Source organism: Streptomyces sp. NPDC012835, from assembly GCF_042900885.1.
Taxonomy (GTDB): Bacteria; Actinomycetota; Actinomycetes; order Streptomycetales; family Streptomycetaceae; genus Streptomyces.
Genome location: NZ_JBIBBW010000005.1, coordinates 352,539 through 373,358, shown reverse-complemented (window position 1 = coordinate 373,358; position 20,820 = coordinate 352,539). Strand labels below are relative to the sequence as shown.

Annotated in this window: 17 protein-coding genes; 5 read left to right on the top strand and 12 right to left on the bottom strand. The window is 72.6% G+C overall.

What is annotated here, in order from left to right; translation table 11 throughout:
* Positions 1-291 precede the first annotated feature (291 nt).
* The 3 genes from ACFY6S_RS23150 to ACFY6S_RS23140 all read left to right on the top strand — a co-directional run bounded on the left by ACFY6S_RS23150 (position 292) and on the right by ACFY6S_RS23140 (position 4,622).
* Entirely contained in the window at positions 292-1,086 is a 795-nt protein-coding gene (locus tag ACFY6S_RS23150; protein WP_388824624.1) for an ABC transporter ATP-binding protein, read from the top strand.
* A complete protein-coding gene (locus ACFY6S_RS23145) occupies positions 1,083-3,929 on the top strand; it encodes an FtsX-like permease family protein (protein ID WP_388824621.1) in 2,847 nt (948 codons plus the stop codon). The genes ACFY6S_RS23150 and ACFY6S_RS23145 overlap by 4 nt, the downstream gene beginning before the upstream one ends.
* A gap of 150 nt (positions 3,930-4,079) precedes the next feature.
* Positions 4,080-4,622: a bacterial proteasome activator family protein gene (locus ACFY6S_RS23140; RefSeq protein WP_388824618.1), complete on the top strand. Its 543-nt coding sequence runs from the start codon at positions 4,080-4,082 to the stop codon at positions 4,620-4,622.
* Positions 4,623-4,715: 93 nt separating this feature from the next.
* Here ACFY6S_RS23140 and ACFY6S_RS23135 read toward each other — a convergent pair whose 3' ends face one another.
* The 7 genes from ACFY6S_RS23135 to pdhA all read right to left on the bottom strand — a co-directional run bounded on the left by ACFY6S_RS23135 (position 4,716) and on the right by pdhA (position 13,150).
* Positions 4,716-5,756, bottom strand: a complete 1,041-nt coding sequence (locus ACFY6S_RS23135) for an NAD(P)H-quinone oxidoreductase (RefSeq protein ID WP_388824615.1) — start codon at positions 5,754-5,756, stop codon at positions 4,716-4,718.
* Between the two features lie 142 nt (positions 5,757-5,898).
* Positions 5,899-6,954, bottom strand: a complete 1,056-nt coding sequence (locus ACFY6S_RS23130) for a potassium channel family protein (RefSeq protein ID WP_388824876.1) — start codon at positions 6,952-6,954, stop codon at positions 5,899-5,901.
* A gap of 20 nt (positions 6,955-6,974) precedes the next feature.
* Positions 6,975-8,474: a molybdopterin molybdotransferase MoeA gene (locus ACFY6S_RS23125; RefSeq protein WP_388824612.1), complete on the bottom strand. Its 1,500-nt coding sequence runs from the start codon at positions 8,472-8,474 to the stop codon at positions 6,975-6,977.
* A complete protein-coding gene (locus ACFY6S_RS23120) occupies positions 8,471-9,382 on the bottom strand; it encodes an NTP transferase domain-containing protein (protein WP_388824608.1) in 912 nt (303 codons plus the stop codon). The genes ACFY6S_RS23125 and ACFY6S_RS23120 overlap by 4 nt, the downstream gene beginning before the upstream one ends.
* Before the next feature lie 89 nt (positions 9,383-9,471).
* Complete coding sequence (locus tag ACFY6S_RS23115; RefSeq protein WP_388824605.1) at positions 9,472-10,962, bottom strand: dihydrolipoamide acetyltransferase family protein; 1,491 nt, start codon at positions 10,960-10,962, stop codon at positions 9,472-9,474.
* Positions 10,962-11,990, bottom strand: a complete 1,029-nt coding sequence (locus tag ACFY6S_RS23110; protein WP_388824602.1) for an alpha-ketoacid dehydrogenase subunit beta — start codon at positions 11,988-11,990, stop codon at positions 10,962-10,964. The genes ACFY6S_RS23115 and ACFY6S_RS23110 overlap by 1 nt, the downstream gene beginning before the upstream one ends.
* Positions 11,987-13,150 (bottom strand): pyruvate dehydrogenase (acetyl-transferring) E1 component subunit alpha, encoded by a 1,164-nt coding sequence (gene pdhA, locus ACFY6S_RS23105; protein ID WP_388824599.1) that lies wholly within the window; start codon positions 13,148-13,150, stop codon positions 11,987-11,989. Before pdhA ends, ACFY6S_RS23110 begins: the two co-directional genes overlap by 4 nt.
* Before the next feature lie 174 nt (positions 13,151-13,324).
* Between pdhA and ACFY6S_RS23100 the strand changes: the two genes are divergently transcribed.
* On the top strand, positions 13,325-13,921 hold the full coding sequence (locus ACFY6S_RS23100) for an Lrp/AsnC family transcriptional regulator (RefSeq protein WP_388824596.1): 597 nt from the start codon (positions 13,325-13,327) through the stop codon (positions 13,919-13,921).
* A 55-nt stretch (positions 13,922-13,976) separates the two neighbouring features.
* Here the strand turns inward: ACFY6S_RS23100 and ACFY6S_RS23095 are convergent, their stop codons facing one another.
* Both ACFY6S_RS23095 and ACFY6S_RS23090 read right to left on the bottom strand, forming a co-directional pair.
* A complete protein-coding gene (locus ACFY6S_RS23095) occupies positions 13,977-14,570 on the bottom strand; it encodes a TetR/AcrR family transcriptional regulator (protein WP_388824593.1) in 594 nt (197 codons plus the stop codon).
* Positions 14,567-16,090, bottom strand: a complete 1,524-nt coding sequence (locus ACFY6S_RS23090; protein ID WP_388824590.1) for a 3-hydroxyacyl-CoA dehydrogenase — start codon at positions 16,088-16,090, stop codon at positions 14,567-14,569. Before ACFY6S_RS23090 ends, ACFY6S_RS23095 begins: the two co-directional genes overlap by 4 nt.
* Before the next feature lie 154 nt (positions 16,091-16,244).
* On the opposite strand from ACFY6S_RS23090, the gene paaN reads away from it, so the two are divergent.
* Positions 16,245-17,939 carry a phenylacetic acid degradation protein PaaN gene (gene paaN, locus ACFY6S_RS23085; RefSeq protein WP_388824587.1) on the top strand — a complete coding sequence of 565 codons (1,695 nt, stop codon included), beginning with the start codon at positions 16,245-16,247 and terminating at the stop codon, positions 17,937-17,939.
* 23 nt (positions 17,940-17,962) lie between these two features.
* Here the strand turns inward: paaN and ACFY6S_RS23080 are convergent, their stop codons facing one another.
* The 3 genes from ACFY6S_RS23080 to ACFY6S_RS23070 form a co-directional block, all read right to left on the bottom strand.
* Positions 17,963-18,640 carry a TrmH family RNA methyltransferase gene (locus ACFY6S_RS23080; RefSeq protein ID WP_388824585.1) on the bottom strand — a complete coding sequence of 226 codons (678 nt, stop codon included), beginning with the start codon at positions 18,638-18,640 and terminating at the stop codon, positions 17,963-17,965.
* Complete coding sequence (locus ACFY6S_RS23075; RefSeq protein ID WP_388824874.1) at positions 18,637-19,941, bottom strand: HTTM domain-containing protein; 1,305 nt, start codon at positions 19,939-19,941, stop codon at positions 18,637-18,639. The genes ACFY6S_RS23080 and ACFY6S_RS23075 overlap by 4 nt, the downstream gene beginning before the upstream one ends.
* Before the next feature lie 86 nt (positions 19,942-20,027).
* Complete coding sequence (locus tag ACFY6S_RS23070; RefSeq protein WP_388824582.1) at positions 20,028-20,738, bottom strand: DUF5819 family protein; 711 nt, start codon at positions 20,736-20,738, stop codon at positions 20,028-20,030.
* Positions 20,739-20,820 lie beyond the last annotated feature (82 nt).

Here is a 20,820-nt window from a genome sequence, read left to right as displayed (position 1 = left end):
GTCGTGAACCACGCGACGTGCACCGCACCCGCGCCCACCGCCACCGCCGGGACCGCAGCCGTACGGGCCCGCCGCGTCCCGGTCGACGCGCCGCGCGCCGCCGTCACCACAGGGCCGCGCGTCATCCGCCGCCGTCACCACGGGGCCGCGCGTCATCGCAAGGCCCGCCCTCGCGGTGCCCAGCGCCCCCGCCCCGCCCCGTTCTTCGCATTCCACTCTCCGCACGCATCAGTTCATGTGCGCCTACAGCCGCGCGCCTACGTCAGTGCATACGTCCCAAGGGGGACCATCATGTCCGCTCGTTCACAACAGCCCCATCAGCCACAGCAGCCTCACCCGTCACATCGCTCCCCGGGTGGCCAGTCGCCCGTACTCCAGCTCCAGGACCTGACCCGGGTGCACGGCAGCGGCGCGACCGAGGTGCACGCTCTGCGCGGTGTCAACCTCAGCCTGTTTCCCGGCGAACTCGTGGCCGTCATGGGCCCGTCCGGCTCCGGCAAGTCCACGCTGCTCACGATCGCGGGCGGCCTCGACACCCCGACCTCGGGACGTGTGATCGTCGAGAACACCGACATCACCAGAGCGAACCCGAAGCAGCTCGCGGCCATACGCCGCCGCAGCATCGGCTATGTCTTCCAGGACTACAACCTCATCCCCGCCCTCACCGCCGCCGAGAACATCGCGCTCCCCCGCGAACTCGACGGGACCTCCGCGCGCAAGGCGCGCGTCGAGGCCGTGGCCGCGCTGACGGAGATGGGCCTGGAACAGCTCGCCGACCGGTTCCCCGACGAGATGTCCGGCGGTCAGCAGCAGCGCGTGGCCATCTGCCGCGCCCTTGTCGGCGACCGGCGGCTGGTCCTCGCGGACGAGCCGACCGGCGCCCTGGACTCCGAGACCGGTGAGTCCGTTCTCGGCCTGCTCCGCAGCCGCTGCGACGCGGGTGCGGCCGGCATCCTGGTCACCCACGAACCGCGCTTCGCGGCCTGGGCGGACCGGGTGGTCTTCGTGCGCGACGGCGCCGTCGTCGACCAGACCCTGCGCAGCGACGCGGACTCCCTGCTGAGCGGGCAGGCGGCCGAGCTGTGAGGAGCTGGTTCAACGCCTGGCGTGCCGCCGTCCGCATAGCCCGCCGCGACGCCTGGCGCTACAAGGGACGCAGTGTTCTGGTCCTTGCGATGATCGCCCTGCCGATCCTCGGCGTGAGCGCCATGGATCTGACGATCCGCAGCGCGGAGCTGTCCGCCGAGGAGAGTGTGAACCGGGATATCGGCGCCGCCGACGCACGGTTCCTCGATCCCGACTTCGGCGGAGCGGCGCTCCTCCAGAGTCCGGACGCCGAGGACTTCCGGGTGAAGAAGGACTACGGCGACAAGGCGTGGCCCAGCGGCCCGACGGACCTCACGAAGGTCGTTCCGGCGGGTGCCACCGTTCTGAAGGACACCACGGCGAGTGCGAAGCTCCGTACCACGCACGGGCTGCTGACCACCCGGGTCCGGGAGTTGAAGGCCGCCGACCCGATGGCCCTGGGCATCATGACGCTCAAGAGCGGACGGTTCCCGGAGAAGGGCGGCGAGGTCGCCGCGACCACGCAGTTCCTGAAGAACAGCGGCCTCAAGGTGGGCTCGAAGCTCACCGCGCGCGGCCTCGATTCGGAGTACCGGATCGTCGGCTCGTACGAGCTGCCCAACGCTCTCGGTACCGATCAGGTCAACGCGCTGCCCGGAGCACTGCTGGCACCGCTGGCCAAGGCGTTGAAGGCCGACGGACTGCCGGCCCCGCGGCAGGAGACCACGCTGCTGGTGGGCGCGGACGGTGGTTTCACGTGGAACATGGTGCAGCAGGCCAACGCCAAGGGTGCCCTGGTCGCTTCGCGTGCGGTGGCCCTGGACCCGCCCGACGACGCGGATGTCCCCCTCTACCAGTCGAACGACTGGCGCGACTGGGGCGCCGAGGAGGGTGCCAGCTCGCTGGAAAAGGCCGCGCTGGCCACCGTGGTCGGTCTCGCCATGCTGGAGATCTGTCTGCTGGCCGGCCCCGCCTTCGCCGTCGGCGCCCGGCGCTCACGCCGTCAGCTCGGCCTGGTGGGTGCCAACGGCGGCGACCGGCACCATATCCGCGCCATCGTCCTCGCCGGCGGTCTGGTCATCGGTGTCGTCTCGGCCGTGACCGGCACGGTCCTCGGTATCGGCCTCACCGCCGTCCTGCGCCCCGTACTGGAGGACTATCTGGGCCAGCGCTTCGGCGGTCTGGAGATCCGTCCGCTGGAGATCCTCGGTATCGCGTTCCTCGCCGTGCTCACCGGTCTGCTGTCCGCGCTGGCCCCGGCCATCACCTCCTCCCGCCAGTCCATCCTGGCCTCGCTCACCGGCCGCCGCGGCGTGCGCCGGACCAGCAAGGTGCTGCCGGCCGTGGGCCTGGCCGCGATCGTGCTCGGAGCGGCGATCGCGCTGTACGGGTCGCTGATGACCGAGCGGTTCGTGGTCGTCGCCGGGGGCAGCGCCATCGCCGAGCTGGGCATCGTCGCGATGACCCCGGTGCTGGTGGGCCTGTTCGGCAAGATCGGCCGCTGGCTGCCGCTGTCGCCCCGGCTCGCGCTGCGCGACGCCGTACGCAACCGGGGTCGCACGGCGCCCGCCGTGGCCGCGGTGCTGGCCGCGGTGGCGGGCACGGTGGCGGTCTCCACGTACACGGCCAGCAGTGACGCGCAGGACAGGGCCGGCTACACACCGCGGCTGCCCAGCGGCGCGGTCTCGTTCCTCATCGACGAGGACGGCGGACGCGACGTGCCGGCCGTACGGGCGGCCGTCGAGAAGACGCTGTCCACGGACGTCCAGGCCCCGGTGGACCGTATCGCCGTCGGCAAACCGGACTGCTCCGACGGGGAGTGCGGCTACTACGAAGTCGTCGTTCCCGACGCCAATCAGTGTCCGCTGTGGACCACGGGCGACAAGGACGCCTCGGAGGTCTTCAGCAAGGCCGAGCGCCAGAAGCTCGGCAAGGACTGGCGGTGTCAGGAGGATGACGTCTACAGCTACGTCGACGGCGGTGTGCTGGTCGGGGACGCCAACGTGCTCAAGGTCCTGGGCGTCAAGGATCCGGGGGCCGAGAAGGCGCTCGCGAACGGGCAGGTCGTCGCGCTGGACAAGCGGAACGTCGACGCCGACGGCAAGGTCGGCATCCGGTTGATCACGGACCCCGAGGCCGCCGATCGGGCCGCGGAAGAGGGGGACGAGAACGAGGAGCCGCCGGGGGAGGTCAAGTCCTTCACCGCGCACCAGGTGCCGGGCCATCCCCAAACGTATGGCATCACCATGGTCCTGACCCCGGAGACGGCCGAGTCCGCCGGTATGCGCACGGTGCCGCTCGGTGGGTACTACTCGACCGACGAGAAGCCCAGCAGCGACCAGAAGCAGCGGTTGGACAGTGAGATCGACAAGACCGGCAGCGCGGTGAACCTCCATATCGAGGACGGCTACGCGAGCCGCTACTCCATGGAACTGCTGGTGCTGACGGTCTTCGCCGGGCTGATCACGATCGGCGCCGCCGGTATCGCCACCGGTCTCGCCCAGGCCGACGCCGAGGCCGACCTCAAGACGCTCGCCTCGGTGGGGGCTCCGGGACGGGTGCGCAGGACACTCAGCGGGTTCCAGTGCGGGGTGGTGGCCGTGATGGGTGTGCTGCTCGGCTCGGCGGCCGGGGTGCTCCCGGCGATCGGGCTGAGGCTGACGGAGAAACGCGAGCAGATGGGCTGGTACTACGAGGCGCTCGACGAGGCGCTGGGCAGCACGCGTGAGATGCCGTACGTGCCGATCGTCATCCCCTGGGGGACGATGGCGGCCCTGCTGATCGCCGTCCCCGTGGGCGCGGCCGTTCTGGCCGCGCTGGTCACCCGCTCGCACCGGACGCTGGGCCGCAGGGCGGCGACGTAGGGCCACTCGTGTGGATCCTGCCTGGCTCACCGTGTCCGGCGCCGCGCGCGCCGCGTGTGAACGGGTGAGGGTGTGCCCCCGTACGGAGGACGACCTCCTTCGTGCGGGGGCACACCGCGTCGGAGCCGGTGTGTGCGCGACAATGGCCACATGGAGATGCCGAGTAACGAACGGTCGCAGGAGAGCCCCCATGTCCTCGTGGTGGGCCAGGACGGTATGGCGCTCGGCGGTGGTGGAGCCGGCGACGACGCGCGCGAGATCCCGGTGACGGAGATGGTCGAGCAGCCGGCGAAGGTCATGCGCATCGGCAGCATGATCAAGCAGCTGCTGGAGGAGGTACGGGCGGCTCCTCTGGACGAGGCGAGCCGGGTCCGGCTCAAGGAGATCCACGCCGGCTCGGTGAAGGAGCTGGAGGACGGCCTGGCCCCCGAGCTGGTGGAGGAGCTGGAGCGCCTCTCGCTGCCCTTCACCGACGAGGCGATCCCCTCGGAGGCGGAGCTGCGCATCGCGCAGGCGCAGCTGGTGGGGTGGCTCGAAGGTCTCTTCCATGGCATTCAGACGGCGCTGTTCGCCCAGCAGATGGCGGCCAGGGCTCAGCTGGAATCGATGCGGCGCGCGCTTCCGCCCGGCTCGGTCCCCGAGGACGAGGGCGACCAGGGGGGCGGCGCGATCCGCTCGGGCCCGTATCTGTAGGTCCCGTCCCCGCCCATGACAGGACTCAGCGGCCCGGTACACCCCACGGTGTACCGGGCCGCTGAGCCGTTCTCACGGGGAACCCGGCCCGCGTCAGCCGCCGATCGGGCCGTTGGCCGTGGGGGTGGCCGCAGAGGTGGCCGTGGGGCCGGCCGTCGGGTTGACCAGCAGCAGCTTGCCGAAGTGCCCGCCCGCCTCCAGGGCGCGGTGCGCCTCGGCCGCCTCGGGCAGCGGCAGCGTGCGGTCCACGACCGGCCGGATCCGGCCCGCCTCGATGAGCGGCCAGACGTGTTCCCGTACGGCCGCGATGATCGCCGCCTTCTCGGTCAGCGGGCGGGCACGCAGCGAGGTCGCCGTGACGGCGGCGCGCTTGCTCAGCAGGGCGCCCAGGTTGAGTTCGCCCTTCGCGCCGCCCTGGAGGCCGATCACCGCGAGCCGGCCGTTCACGGCCAGCGCCTTCACGTTCCGCTCCAGATACTTCGCGCCGACGATGTCGAGGATGACATCCGCGCCCGCCCCGTCCGTCGCCCGGTCGATCTCCGCCACGAAATCCTGCTCGCGGTAGTCGATCAGGATGTCCGCGCCCAACTCGGCGCAGCGCGCCAGCTTTTCGGGGCCGCCCGCCGTCACCGCGACCCGCGCGCCGACCGCCTTGGCCAGCTGGATCGCCATGGTGCCGATGCCGCTCGCCCCGCCGTGCACGAGCAGCGTCTCGCCCGGCCGCAGATGGGAGACCATGAAGACGTTCGACCAGACGGTGGCGGCCACCTCGGGCAGCGCGGCGGCCGTGACCGTCTCCAGCCCCTCGGGCACGGGCAGCAGCTGACCCGCCGGTACAGCCACCCGCTCGGCGTATCCGCCGCCCGCCAGCAGCGCGCACACCTCGTCGCCGACGGCCCATCCCGACACCCCGGGTCCCAGCGCGGCGATGCGCCCCGCGCACTCGAGTCCGGGGTACGGGGACGACCCGGGCGGTGGGTCGTAGAAGCCCTGTCGCTGCAACAGATCCGCGCGATTGACGGCGCTCGCCGCCACCTCGACGAGCACCTCCCCCTCGCCGGGTACGGGATCGGGCACCTCGGCCCATACGAGCGCCTCGGGGCCGCCGGGTTCCGGAATCGTGATCGCATGCATGGCCGCGAGGCTACTCCGGAGAGGGCCGCCCCCGGCAGGAGCACACCGCGCGCGAGGTCATCGGAGGAATCCTGGGAGTCCCGCCGGGGGCGAGGGCCGCGAGCGGGGGCCCGGAGGCCCGCGCGCGGCCCCCGCGTGAGGCTCAGCCGGAGCCCTCCGGAGCCGTGAGGGTGCTCGCGCGGACGATGGTGATCAGACGGTCGGTGAGCTGGAGCGGACTCGCGGCCGGGTCGTCGTACCCGAGCAGCCGGTGTCCGCGCAGAACGCTGACCACCAGATCGTCCGTCTCCCGCACGTTCCGCCCCACCTCGGCCTTGACGACCGGGCGTTCGACGAGATCGAGGCCGCTGCCCTGCTGGATGAGGTCCTCCATCACCGTACCGGCGCTGGGGCTCAGCACGGAGAGACCGAGCAGCCGTCCTGCGGCGCTGGCGCTGGTGATGACGGCGTCCGCGCCGGACTGGCGGAGCAGCGGCGCGTTCTCCTCCTCGCGGACCGCCGCGACGATCTTCGCGCCCCGGTTGAGCTGGCGCGCGGTCAGCGCCACCAGTACGGCGGTGTCGTCGCGCTGGGTGGCGATGACGATCTGCCGGGCGCGCTGGAGTTCGGCACGCAACAGCACATCGCTGCGGGTGGCGTCGCCGATGACGCCCACGAAGCCTTCGGCGTTGGCGGCCTCGATGACCTTGCCGGAGGGGTCGACGATGACTATCTGCTCCTTCTTCAGCCCCGTCGCGCACAGGGTCTGCATCGCCGAGCGTCCCTTGGTGCCGTAGCCGACGATGACGGTGTGGTCACGCAAGTTGGACCTCCAACGGTTCAGCCGCCACTCCTCGCGGGTGCGCTCCGTGAGCACCTCAAGAGTCGTACCGACCAGGATGATGAGGAAGAGCACCCGCAGCGGGGTCACCAGCAGCACATTGGCCAGCCGTGCGCCGTCGCTGTACGGAACGATGTCGCCGTACCCCGTGGTGGAGAGCGTCACGGTCGCGTAGTAGACGGAGTCGAGGAAGTCGACGGAGTTGTCCGCGTTGTCGTGGTAGCCCTCCCTGTCGATATAGACGATGAACACCGTCAGGGCGAGGACGAACAGCGCCATCAGCAGCCTTCTGCTGACCTGCCGCAGGGGGCGTACGACCTTGCGGCGCGGCAGTTTCACCCGTGCGGTGACCAGATACTCGTCCGCGTGCCGGGCCATCGCGTCGTGGCCGGGAAGTTTCACGTGAAACACCCTCCGTCGACCGGTGCCGTCCAGGGCAGGTCGAGTACTTCCAGTTCGTCGCCGGGGCGTGCGCCCCCCTGCGTGACCACCGCGAGCCCGTCCGAAGCGGCGATACCGCGCAGCATGGCGGGCCCGTGGAAACGTAGCGGGACCAGGCCGTCGTCACGGTAGACGAAGGGCACCAGCCGGGTGTCGTGCGGGTGGCCCTGGACCGCGTCACGCAGCGGTGCGTGGTACGGAGCCGGCTGTGCCCGTCCGGACAGGGCACGCAGCAGAGGCTCGGCGAGGGTCAGCAGGCCGGAGACGGCGGCGAGCGGGTTGCCGGGCAGGCCCACGAGGTGGCGCCCCGAGGGCAGCCGGCCCAGCAGCATGGGGTGGCCCGGCCGGACGGCGACGCCGTCCACCAGCAACTCGGCGCCCGCCCGTTCGAGCACCGGGTGGACATGGTCGACCGGTCCCGCCGCCGTACCGCCGGTGGTCAGGATCAGATCCGCCTCGGACGCGGTGACCGCCCGGTACAGCGCTTCGGCGTCGTCACCGAGCCGTCGGGTGGCGACGACCTCGGCGCCGAGAGCGCGCAGCCAGGGCGCGAGCATCGGCCCCAGGGCGTCACGGATCAGCCCGCCCTGGGGGAGCCCCTCGGTCAGCAGCTCGTCACCGAGGACCAGCACCTCGACGCGTGGTCGCGGAACGGTCAGCAGTTCGTCGTAGCCGGCGGCCGCGGCCAGGCCCAGCACGGCGGGCGTCACCGAGGATCCGGCGGGCAGCAGCCGGTCGCCGGAGCGGCACTCCTGGCCGCGCGACCTGATGTCCTGGCCGGGAGTGAGCGCGTGTGCGGCGTGGAGATGGCCGGTGCTGTCCGTACGGGCGTGCTCGCTGCGGATCACGGCGGTCGTGTCGGCCGGCACGCGGGCGCCGGTGGCGATCCGTACCGCCATCCCGTCGGGGAGCGGCTCACTCTCGCCCTGACCTGCGAGTATGCCCGTGGGAGAGGGCTTGCGTCCGGCCCGCCCGGTCTTCTTCGCGGGCGCGGCGGGGTCGGCCCCCACGGACCAGGGGCCAGGCCCCGAGACCGCCCAGCCGTCCATGGCGGAGGTGTCGAAGGACGGCAGATCGGTGAGCGCGGTCAGCGGCTCCGCGAGGGTGAGGCCCAGCGCCCGGTCGAGGGGGACCCGGCGGGCGCGGGCGGACGGGCACGCCCCGTCGGAACGCGCGGCGCGCGAAGCGAGCGCGCGGGCGTCGGACCACGGCATGGCACCAGGGCGGCCCGTCGGGGCCGATCGGGCGCCCGGGCCCCGGCTCCCGTGCCGGTCTTCCTGGTCGTGCTCGTCGTGCTCGTCGTGGCGCTCACGCTCGGCGCTCCGGGCGCGATCCGGACCCGCGCCGGGGTCCTGATGCGGGCGGGCGTGTGCCCGCGCCGGCTGCCGGCCGACGAGAGCGAGGGCAAGGGCGTCCTCGACCCCGTCGATCCCCTCGGCCTCACGGTCATGCGTCATCCGGCGTCGGCCCCCTCGGCCGCTCCTCCGGCGCTCTCCCCACCCGACTTGCCGGCCCTGTCGGCCTCGGCCGCCTCTTCCGCCCAGCGGAGAGCGAGCGCCGTGGCCTTGCGCGCTGCCTCGGCCACGGCTTCGGGGCCGTCTCCGGCCGCCCGGCCCGCCGCGTAACCGACCAGGAAGGTCGTCAGCGGAGCGGCGGGCCTGGCGACGCCGTGCGCGGCGTCGCGGGCGAGATCGAGGAGGACATGGGTGTCGACGTCCAGCTCGATACCGAGTTCGTCCTTGACTGCGGTCATCCATTCGTCCAGCACGGTCCCATGCTCTCTGATGCGGGCCCGGGCCGTGGCGATGTCCTGCCAGGTGTCGCAGTCGAAGGAGGCGAGCGGATCGCTCCCGACCCGGGCGAGGTCGAGTTCCGCCGCGAGGAGCCGCAGCGGCAGACCGGCGAGGCCCCCGTACTCGGTGGCGAGGAGGGCGATCTCGCGGCGCAGCGGCTCCGCCCGGTAGGCGGCGACCAGGGGCTGGTCCCGGCCGTCGGCGTCGGTGAGCAGAGCGCCCTCCCGGCCGGTGGAGTCCAGCGTCCCGATCAGCCGCTGGACCGTCGGCTCCCCCAGGAACGGGAGATCGGCCGAGAGGACGACCACCGTTTCGGTACCGGCGGCGACGGAGCGCACCCCCGCGTCGAGCGCGGCGAGGGGCCCGCCGCCCGGCGGGCTCTCGCGTGCCCAGCGGACCGGACGCGCGGTGGGCCGTCTGCCGCCCACGACCACGGTGCTGTCGGCCCGCGCGCAGGCCCGCAGCACCCGGTCGAGCAGCGGCCGGCCCCCGATCCGTACTCCCGGTTTGTCGATCCCGCCGAGCCGCTTCGCGGCACCTCCGGCGAGTACGACGGCGTCATAGGCGGTCATGACTGAAGTATGGGCCGCGCCCAGGTGCTCGAAGCGCGCGAGGCGGCCCGTATCCGCCGCCTGCCCCTCCAGGGCATCGGCAGCGGCGCCTACAGCGTGCGCAGCAGCACCGCCGGCTGCTCGACGCAGTCCGCCACATAGCGCAGGAAACCGCCCGCCGTGCCGCCGTCGCAGACCCGGTGGTCGAACGTGAGCGACAGCTGGACGACCTGACGCACCGCCAACTCGCCTCGGTGCACCCAGGGCTTGGGCACGATCCGGCCGACTCCGAGCATCGCCGCCTCCGGGTGGTTGATGATCGGCGTGGAGCCGTCGACGCCGAACACCCCGTAGTTGTTGAGCGTGAACGTGCCGCCCGTCAGATCGGCCGGTGTCAGCCGCCCTGCCCTGCCCGCCTCCGTCAGCCGCGCGAACTCGGCGCTCAGCGACTCGGCGGAGCGCAGGTGCGCGTCGCGTACGACGGGGACGACCAGCCCCCGGTCGGTCTGCGCGGCGAACCCGAGGTGCACCGCGGGCAGGCGTACGACTTCCCGGGCCGCCATGTCCACGGTCGCGTTCAGCTCGGGATGACGGGCGAGTGCCGAGGTGCAGATCCGGGCCAGCAGGGCGAGCAGCGCTATCTTCGCGCCGCCCGCCGCGTTCATCGCCGCCCTGGCGGCCATCAGCTCCGTGGCGTCCGCGTCCACCCAGCAGGTCGCGTCCGGGATCTCGCGCCGACTGCGCGCGAGCTTGTCCGCGACCGCGCCGCGCACGCCCCGCAGCGGCACCCGGGTGGCCCCGGCCTGCCCGGCCCCGGCGGCGGCGGGCGACACAGCAGCGGGTGCGGGAGCCGGTGCCGGGGCGACGGGCGCCGTCGGTACGGCCGTGACCGGCGGCGACGCGATCGATGCCGCCGACGCCCCCCGCGCGCCCGGCGCGGCGCCGACGACGGCCACGCCCTCCCGGATCGCCCGCTCCACGTCGCTGCGCAGGATCAGACCGTCCGGTCCCGAGCCGGTCAGCCCGCGCAGATCCACCTCGTGCTCGCGGGCCAGCCTGCGCACCAGCGGCGAGACGACCGGGACCGGGCCCTGGGCCGGTCCGGCGGCCGCACCGTTCACCGACGCGACGGCCGAGAGGGCGGCCGCCCGAGCCGGCAGCTCCGGCCGGACCCGCCGACGACGCGCCGTCGGCGCCCCCGTCCCGTACCCGACCAGCACATTGCCCGACGTCTCACCCGGAGCGGCCGGGGCGGCCGGGGGGATCGGGGCAGCCGGGGCTGCGGACGGCACGGCCGCCGGATCGGGGACGGACGCGGCCACGTCCTCCTCGCCCGCCTCCGCCGCCCCCTCGGACGGCCCCACCGCCACCGTCAGCAGCGGCGCGCCCACCGGCAGCTCCGTCCCCTCCTCGCCGTAGCGCGCCGTGACCACGCCCCCGTAAGGGCAGGGCACCTCGACCAACGCCTTGGCCGTCTCGACCTCCACGACCGGCTGATCGACGGCGACGACATCGCCCACCGCCACCAGCCAGCGCACGATCTCGCCCTCGGTCAGCCCTTCGCCGAGATCGGGCAGTTTGAATTCCAGCACCTGGGCCATCAGCTCTCCGTCTCCCACTGGAGCCGCGCTACCGCGTCCAGCACCCGGTCCACTCCCGGAAGATGGTGCCTCTCCAGCATCGGCGGCGGGTACGGAATATCAAATCCGGTCACTCGAAGGACCGGCGCCTCCAAGTGATGGAAGCAGCGCTCGGTGACGCGGGCGGCGATCTCGCCGCCGGGTCCGCCGAAACCGGTGGACTCGTGGACGACGACCGCGCGCCCCGTCCGCCGGACCGACGCGGCCACCGTCTCGTCGTCGAACGGCACCAACGAGCGCAGATCGACGACCTCCAGGTCCCAGCCCTCCTCCCGCGCAGCCTCCGCCGCCTCCAGACAGACGGGCACGGACGGCCCGTACGTGATCAGGGTGGCGCCGCGCCCCCGCCGCCGCACGACGGCCCGGCCGATCGGCTCGACCTCGGCGGGCGCGTCCTGCGACCACGGGGCCTTCGACCAGTAGAGGCGCTTCGGCTCCAGGAAGATCACCGGATCGTCGGAGGCGATCGCCGCGCGCAGCAGCCCGTACGCGTCGTCCACCGTCGCGGGCGTGACGACATGGAGCCCCGGAGTCGCCATGTAGTACGCCTCGGAGGAGTCGCTGTGATGCTCCACGCCGCCGATCCCGCCGCCGTACGGCACCCGCACGGTGATCGGCAGGGGCATCGCGCCGCGCGTGCGGTTGCGCGTCTTCGCCACATGGCTGACGAGCTGTTCGAACGCGGGATAGGCGAAGGCGTCGAACTGCATCTCCACGACGGGGCGCAGCCCGTACATCGCCATGCCGACAGCCGCCCCCAGGATGCCCGCCTCGGCGAGCGGGGTGTCCGTGCAGCGCTCGTCCCCGAACTCCGCCGCGAGACCGTCCGTGATCCGGAAGACACCGCCGAGCGTGCCGACATCCTCTCCGAGGACATGGACCGACGGGTCCTCCGCCATCGCGTCGCGCATCGCGCGCCGCAGAGCCTGTGCCATGGTGGCGGGCTTGGTGGCCCGGGGGGCCGCGGGGGCCGTCCCGACAGCGGTCATCGCGCCTCACCGGCCCCTTCGGCGGAGGCGGCCAGCTCCGCGCGCAGCAGCGCCTCCTGCTCGCGCAGCTGGGACGTCCGCTCCGCGTAGACATGGGCGAAGAGGTCCGCCGGGTCGAGCACCGGCTCCGCGTTCATCCGGTCGCGCAGCCGCGCGGCCATGGCCTCGGCCGCTTCGGCCGCCTCGGCGATGCCCGCCTCGTCGAGCAGCCCGCGCCGCGTCAGCTCGTGCTCCAGCAGCCGGATCGGGTCGTGTGCCCGCCAGGTCTCGACCTCCTCCGCGTCCCGGTAGCGCGTGGCGTCGTCCGCGTTCGTATGGGCGTCGACGCGGTAGGTCACGGCCTCGACCAGGGTCGGCCCCTCACCGCGCCTGGCGCGCGCCATGGCCTCCCCGAGCACCGTGTGCACCGCCACCGCGTCGTTTCCGTCGACCAGCCGGCCCGGCATGCCGTACCCGACGGCCTTGTGGGCCAGCGAAGGCGCCGCGCTCTGCTTGGCGAGCGGCACCGAGATGGCGAAGCCGTTGTTCTGTACGAGGAAGACGACGGGAGCGCGCCAGACGGCGGCGAAGTTGAGCGCCTCGTGGAAGTCGCCCTCGCTGGTGCCGCCGTCGCCCACCAGCGCGAGCGCCACCACGTCGTCCCCCTTGAGCCGGGCCGCGTGCGCCAGCCCGACGGCGTGCGGCAGCTGGGTGGCGAGCGGGGTGGACAGCGGGGCGACACGGTGCTCGCGCGGGTCGTAGCCGGTGTGCCAGTCGCCGCGCAGCAGCGTCAGCGCCTGTACGGGGTCGAGTCCGCGCGCCACGGCCGCGAGGGTGTCGCGGTAGCTGGGGAAGAGCCAGTCACGCGCGCGCAGCGCCAGCGCGGCGGCGACCTCGCACGCCTCCTGCCCGGTGCTGGACGGATAGACCGCGAGCCTGCCCTGCTTGGTGAGCGCCGTGGCCTGCGTGTTGAACCTGCGGCCGCTGACCAGCTCGGTGTAGAGCCGCAGGAGCAGCGCGGGATCGGCGCCCGCCGCCGCGTCCGTCCCCAGCACCCGGTACGGCTCGGGGTCGGGGAGCAGCGGTGCGGGATCGGTGCGCGGTCGCCACGCCGGCGCCGGGGTGGGCCGGTGGGCCGCTGCGGCGGGCGGCTCCTGGACGGACGTACTGCTTTTCTTCACGCGTGCGCCTCCTCGTGGGAGCGGGCGAACGGGGTGCCTGAATGTGGCACGCCTCACCTACCGATTGTTCGGTCGCCGGGCCATTTTGGCTACACACGCCCTCAGCCTGTGGACAAACGGTTCTCCACAGCCTGGGATGGACGCAGCTCGTCCATGGTGGAGAGACGGGGAGACATGGAAGCTGAACAAATGGCCGACGGCATCGGCAGAGCCCCCGAAGCGGGGTACGGCGAGGGCTGCGGCAACGCCGCGGAGCCGGCCGCGGCGGCGCGCCCGCTGGACTCCATCGACCGGGACATCCTGCGCATCCTGCGGACGGACGGCCGCGCCTCGATACGGTCGGTGGCCGAACGCGTCCATGTCTCGCGCGCCAACGCCTACGCCCGGATCAACCGGCTGATCGACGACGGCGTCATCCGGGGATTCGGCGCCAGGATCGACCATGAACGGGCAGGCCAGGGCGCCTCCGCCTATATCACCCTGAAGATCGTCCAGAACTCGTGGCGCACGGTGCGCGAACAGCTCCAGGAGCTGCCGGGAGCCACTCATATCGCCCTGGTCAGCGGCGACTTCGACGTGCTGCTGCTGGTGCACACCCCGGACAACCGGTCCCTGCGGGAGCTGGTGCTCACCCGTATCCAGGCCATTCCCGAGGTGCTCTCCACCCGCACCCTGCTGGTGTTCGAGGAGACGGACCTGACACCGGACGCCCGGCCGCCGGGCGGAGCCCAGACGCCGGGCGGAGCCCAGACGCCGGGGCCTGCCCTGTGACGGCGTGGTACGAGGGCCATGCCCCGCTACGGCGCCGTACGAGGAACCTGTCCCGCTACGGCGCCGTACGCAGCCCGTCGAAGGCGAGGCGCACCACCGCTTCGGCCACCTGCTCGCGGTCGTAGCCGCCCGCCGCCTGCGGCCGGTACCACTCCACCAGGGAGTTGACCATGCCGAAGAGCAGCCGGGTCGCCAGTCTGATGTCCATATCGGCGCGCAGGTCCCCGTCCGCCGCGGCGGCCTTGAGGAGGTCGGCCACGCGCTGGTCGAACTCCCTGCGCCGCTCCATCGCCCAGCGCTCGGTCTGCGTATTGCCCCTGACCCGCAGCAGCAGCGTCACATACGGCAGCTCGGCCATCAGCACCTCGACCGTGCGGCGGGTCACGTACTCGACGCGCGTGATCGCCCGCCCCCGGGTGGCGCCGTCCTCCTCGAGAATCCCGAAGAGGCCGTCCAGGGCGCGGCTGACCGCGCGGCGCAGCAGCTCCTCCTTGCCGACCACATGGTGGTATATCGAGGATTTCGAGATCCCGGCCGCCTTCGAGAGGTGCTCCATGGACGTGCCGTCGTAACCGCGCTCGTTGAAGACGCGGACGGCCACGGCCAGCAGGGTCTCGGGCGTGTAGGTGTCGCGCTTGGCGGTGGTCATGAACGTCCCTGTTTCGCTTCGAGGTCGGCGCGCCGGCGCAGCGCCGGGGACGAGCCGTAACGCCCGCCGGGGTACGCGCCGTCCAGGGCGCGCAGGAACCGGTGCGCCCATCGCGCACCGAGACGTTCGCACCACTCGCCGGGTCCGCCAGGGTAGTTCACGCCGAGTTTCATGGCGGTGTCGATGTCCCGCGCGCTCGCCACCCCGCGGCCGGCGGCGTCCGCCGCGAAGTCGATCAGCATGGCGACCGTCCGGCCCACGATCATGCCGGGAACGTCGTCGACGACGCTGACCTCCTTGCCGAGCCGCTGGAAGAGGCCGATGGCGGCCCGCAGGTCGGCGGGGTCCGCGTCCGCGCCGGGCGCGAGGGCGACACGGGCGCAGGAGCGGTAGTCCAGGGCGAGGTCGAAGTGGATGTACGCCCCGGACGGGTCGCCCGTGGCGGTCGACCCGTCGGTGAGGCGGAGCGCCGTACCGCCGGGCAGGCCGATGAAGCCGTAGGAGGCGCCCGGGGCGTGGTGGCGGGTCACCTCGATGCCCGTCTCCTCGATCATCTCGCGCAGTACGGCGGCGGGCCCGAGGTCCGCGTGCAGGCTCACGGCCTCCGGGGCCGGCCGCGGCTCCTCGGTGCGCGGGCACGGGCGCGCGGCGTCCGGTCCGTACACGTACCAGCCCCGGCCCGTCTTACGGCCCAGCCGGCCCGACTCCACGAGCCTGCGCTGCGCGAGCGAGGGCGTGAACCTCACGTCCTGGAAGAAGGACTCCCAGACCGACCGGGTGACGGCCTCGTTGACGTCCTGGCCGATCAGATCGGTCAGCTCGAAGGGGCCCATCCGGAAGCCGCCGCACTCGCGCAGGACCGCGTCGATCGTGGCGGGGTCGGCGGCCCCCTCCTCGTACACCCGCAGCGCCTCGGCGTAGAAGGGGCGCGCGACGCGGTTGACGATGAAGCCCGGGGTGTCGGCGCAGCGTACGGGGGTCTTGCCCCAGGCGCCGGCCGTCGCGTACGCGCGCTCGGCGGCCGACGGGTCGGTCGCGGCGCCGCTGACGACCTCCACGAGCGGAAGAAGCGGCGCCGGGTTGAAGAAGTGCAGTCCGACGAAGCGGCCGGGGTGGCGCAGCGCGCCCGCGACGGCCGTGACGGAGAGGGAGGAGGTGTTGGTGGCGAGGAGACAGTCCTCGGCCACGATGTCCTCCAGCGCCGCGAACAGCTCCCGCTTGACGGAGAGCCGCTCCAGGACGGCCTCGGCCACGAGCGCGGCGTCGGACAGTTCGCCGAGACGGGTGGCCGGGTGCAGCCGGGCCATCGCCGTGTCGCGCGCGGAGGCGTCGAGCCGGCCCTTCTCGACCAGTCGGCCGAGACGTGCGGCGAGAGCGGTGGCCGCCTGTTCCGCCCGGCCCGGCACGGCGTCGTAGAGCCGTACGGGATGACCGGCGACCAGCGCCACCTGGGCTATGCCCTGCCCCATCGTGCCGGTGCCGACGACCGCGACGACGCGGCCCGGCTCGATTGCTGTCATGGCCGCAATCCTCCCGTATCTGTCCCGGTGAGTCGCCCGTGGCCGAGTTGTCCACAGGTTCGCCCGGCCCCCTTGTACCGACCGATCGTTCGGTTACTCTAACTCTGTCCGCCGGCTTGTGTCCCTGCCACGCTCGATGAGGAGTTGGTCCGTGATGGCCGCCCAGCTCAGCCCCCAGCAGCTCGCCGATAAGCACCGGTCCACGCTCGATCAGGCCCTCGACGCGATCCGCACCCGCGCCTACTGGTCCCCCCACCCCGAGCACCCCAAGGCGTACGGCGAGAGTGCCGCCGCCGACGGACTCGCCGCCTTCCAGGCCCTGCGCGGCACCCGCTTCGAGCTGGACCAGCCGGGCACGGACGGCTGGACGGGCGGGGAGGTCTCGCCCTACGGCCCGGCGCTCGACGTGGAGTATCCGCACGCGGATCCGGACGTCCTGCTGCCCGCCCTGCGCGCGGGCATGGGCGCGTGGCGGGAGGCGGGCCCGGAGGCGCGCGCCCTGGTCTGTCTGGAGATCCTGGCGCGGATCAGCGCGAGGACCCACGAGTTCGCGCACGCGGTGATGCACACCAGCGGGCAGGCGTTCCTGATGGCGCTCCAGGCGGGCGGGCCGCACGCCCAGGACCGCGGCCTGGAGGCCGTGGCGTACGCGTACCAGGAGCAGACGCGTACGCCCGCGGCGGCCGACTGGTCGAAGCCGCAGGGCAAGCGCGACCCTCTTGAGCTGCGGAAGACGTTCACCGCGGTTCCGCGCGGCATCGCGCTGCTGATCGGCTGCAACACCTTCCCGACGTGGAACGGCTATCCGGGCCTGTTCGCCTCCCTGGCCACGGGGAACGCGGTGCTCGTCAAGCCGCACCCGCGCGCGGTCCTGCCGCTCGCGCTGACGGTGCGGGTGGCCCGCGAGGTGCTCGCGGAGGCGGGCTTCGACCCGAATCTGGTGGCGCTGGCCGTGGAGCGCCCCGGCGAGGGCATCGCCAAGTCCCTGGCGGTACGGCCCGAGATCAAGATCATCGACTACACCGGATCGACCGCCTTCGGGGACTGGCTGGAGAGCCACGCCCGCCAGGCGCAGGTCTACACGGAGAAGGCCGGCGTCAACACCGTCGTCATCGACTCCACCGGCGACTACAAGGGCATGCTCGCCAATCTCGCCTTCTCGCTGTCGCTGTACAGCGGCCAGATGTGCACCACCCCGCAGAATCTGCTGATCCCCCGGGACGGCATCGCGACGGACGTGGGCGACAAGTCGTACGACGAGGTGGTCGCCGATCTCGCGGCCTCGGTCTCCGGCCTGCTGGGCGACGACGCGCGGGCCAACGCCGTGCTCGGCGCGCTGGTCAACCCGGACGTCAAGACCCGGCTGGACGCGGCGGCCGGGCTCGGGGACCTCGCGCTGGCCTCGCGCGAGATCGTCCACCCGGACTTCCCGGACGCCGTGGTCCGTACGCCCGCGCTGGCGAAGGCCGACGGCTCCCGCAAGACCTGGGAGGGGGCGGAGGAGCCCGGCTATCTCTCCGAGTGCTTCGGGCCGGTGTCCTTCGCGGTCGCCGTGGACTCGACGGCGGACGCGCTGGATCTGCTGCGGCTCACCGTGCGCGACCGGGGCGCGATGACGGTCGGCGCCTACACGACCTCGCCGGAGACCGAGCGCGCCGTCGAGGAGGTCTGCCTGGAGGAGTCCGCGCAGCTCTCGCTGAACCTCACGGGCGGGGTGTATGTGAACCAGACGGCGGCCTTCTCCGACTTCCACGGCTCCGGCGGCAACCCGGCGGCGAACGCGGCGCTGTGCGACGCGGCGTTCGTGGCCAACCGCTTCCGCGTGGTGGAGGTCAGGCGCCCGTCCTGAGCGGCCGGCCCCGGAGCCGCCGGTCAGCGGGCGGGCGGCTCCGGGATCTCCGCGTACCGCTGGACCCAGGCGTGCATGGCGATGGCCGCCGCCGCTCCCGCGTTGATCGAGCGGGTCGAGCCGAACTGGGCGATCGAGCACACCATCGCGGCGTGCGCGCGCGCCTCCTCCGTCAGCCCCGGCCCCTCCTGCCCGAACAGCAGCACACAGCGGCGCGGCAGTTCGGTGCGCTCCAGCGGTACGGCCCCCGGCAGGTTGTCGATCCCGATGATCGGCAGCCCCTCCGCCGCCGCCCACGCCGTCAGCCGCTCGGTGTCCGGGTGGTGGCGCACGTGCTGGTACCGGTCGGTGACCATGGCGCCGCGGCGGTTCCAGCGCCGGCGGCCCACGATGTGGATCTCCTTGGCCAGGAAGGCGTTGGCGGTGCGGACCACCGAGCCGATGTTGAAGTCGTGACCCCAGTTCTCCACCGCCACATGGAAGTCGTGGCGCCGGGTGTCGAGGTCGGCGACGATCGCCTCACGCGTCCAGTAGCGGTACTGATCGGCGACATTGCGCCGGTCGCCGGCCGCCAGCAGCTCCAGGTCGTACCGCTCGTCCTTCGGCCAGGGTTCGCTGTGGGGCCCGACGCCGATCTGCGGGCCGAAGCCGTCGTCGTACTGGACCGGTTCCAGCGCCTCGGCCGGTGTCTCGCTGCTCACTCCACGAGAGTACGTGGCTGGTCAGGGCTGTCGCTCCGCTGCGCGGGCGGGGTCTGAGCCGGGCCGGCCGGGCGCAGGCCGGGGAAGAGGCGGTCGCGCAGCCGGGAGACGGCGGCGCCCAGCCACCGCAGGAAGTTCGTCGGCAGGAACACCGCGTCGGCCGCGATCATCGCGAGCGAGAAGAACGGCAGCCCGAGCAGGACCGCGATACCCGCGTGCTCCAGGATCATCGCGACCAGCAGCACGTTCTTGACGCGCCGGTTGAAGAGGGTGAACGGGAAGGCGACCTGCACGATGACCGTGCCGTAGGTCAGCACCAGCACGATGAGGGCGTTGGACGCGAGGAGGTCGGAGAGGAACGGCCACGGCGAGAAGTAGTCGAGATGGAGCGGGTAGTACAGGGCGGTGCCGTCCTGCCAGCGCGAACCCTGGATCTTGTACCAGCCCGCGGTGGCGTACACGAGGCAGACCTCCGCCATGATGACGACGAGCCCCGCGTTGTGGACCAGGTTGGCGACGACATCGAGCAGCGCGCGCGCCTCGCCGTCCGGCGCGTACCGGTCGGCCGCCCACCACAGCCCCTGCGCGATCCACATGCCCCAGAACAGGAACACCAGCCACAGCGCCGGAAGGGCGTCGCCCGACACCGTGCCGACGAGCAGGAACGCACCGGACAGCACCCACAGGACGGGTCCGACCCGGTCGGGCAGGCCGGCGGTGGCGCCGCCGCGCGCCGCCCGGCGGGCGTCCAGCGACCAGACCCGCCCACAGCGGGTGAGCACCAGATAGATCGCCATCAGATGAATGACGTTGTCGCCGCCGTCGCCCATGAAGATCGAGCGGTTCTGGAGCGACAGCACCCCGAACATGAAGAACACGGACATGGTGCGGGTCCGCCAGCCGAGCAGCAGCAGCGCGCTGGAGAGCACGGCGACGACGTACACGATCTCGAACCAGACCGTGGAGTCCGACCACATGAGCGCGGTGAAGGCGCCGTTCTTCGCGATCAGCTGCTGGGCGAGGTCCCAGCCCCACGGGGAGTCCGGGCCGTACAGCTCCCGGCGGTGGGGCAGCTCGCGCAGCAGGAAAAGCAGCCACGTCCCGGCGAAACCGATCCGGACGACGGCGCTCTGGTAGCGGCCGAAGGCAGTGGTCGTGACGCGCTGGAGGGCGTGGGCGGCCCGCTGCTCGAAGGCGGACCGCCTGCCCGGCGCCCGGCCCGGCTTCCCGACCGACCGCCCGCCGGGCCGCTCGTCACCCTGCCCACCGGGCCGCCCGTCCGGCCGCCCACCACGCGGCACGTGCGGCGACTCGTCCGGCCGCCCACCACGCGGCACGTGCGGCGACTCGTCCGGCTGCCCGTCCCGCTGCCCGCTCGTCCGCTCGCTCACTCGCCCGCCTCCGTACGGCCGTTGCTCACGCCTGCCGGAAGATCCTCGGCACCCACCGTCCACCAGGGAAAGAGGCGGTAGGAGGGGCGCGTGTCGATCTTCTCCTGGCTCCAGCGCGGCGACTCGACGGCGGCGGTGGACGACCTGAGCTGGATGCGCTTCACGGGGCCGCCGAGGTCATGGTCTTCCAGGCGCAGCATCACGATGCGCCGGACATAGGTCTCGGAGAGCCGGCCGCGCAGTCCGTTGGGACGGTTCTTGCTGTCGTGCGCCCCGACGAGGAAGTCCCAGCCGCGCCGCAGCTCGTTCTGGTCGACATGGCTGGGCAGCGGGTTGCCCTCGATCGCCCTGCCGTCCTCGGCCGAGAGGTCGATCCAGCCGGTGGTGGCCGTCGCGCCGCCGGCCGATTCGACCTCGGCGCGCACCTGGACGGCGATGTTCTGCTGGAGCGGGTTGGGCGCGAAGAGTTTCCAGTTCTGTTCGAACTCGGGATAGATCCACGCGTCGACGGTCTTGCCCTGGTTCTTGGTGACCGTGTTGGACGGCGCGACGTGGAGGAAGACCATGCCCACGTGCACGCAGGCGAGCAGTCCGACGACGGCGAGCGCCACCGCCGCGACGACCTGGTACGGGAGCGAGAGGCCCGCTATGCCCGGGCCGGACCGTGGTGGCCCGGCCTGCGCAGCCTCATCGTCGTTCGAATCCATCCCGCCCCGATCCCCGTCGTCTCCGGCCACTTATCCACAGAGGTTGACACCCTACGGGCCCCCGACCCACCATTGAAGTCCA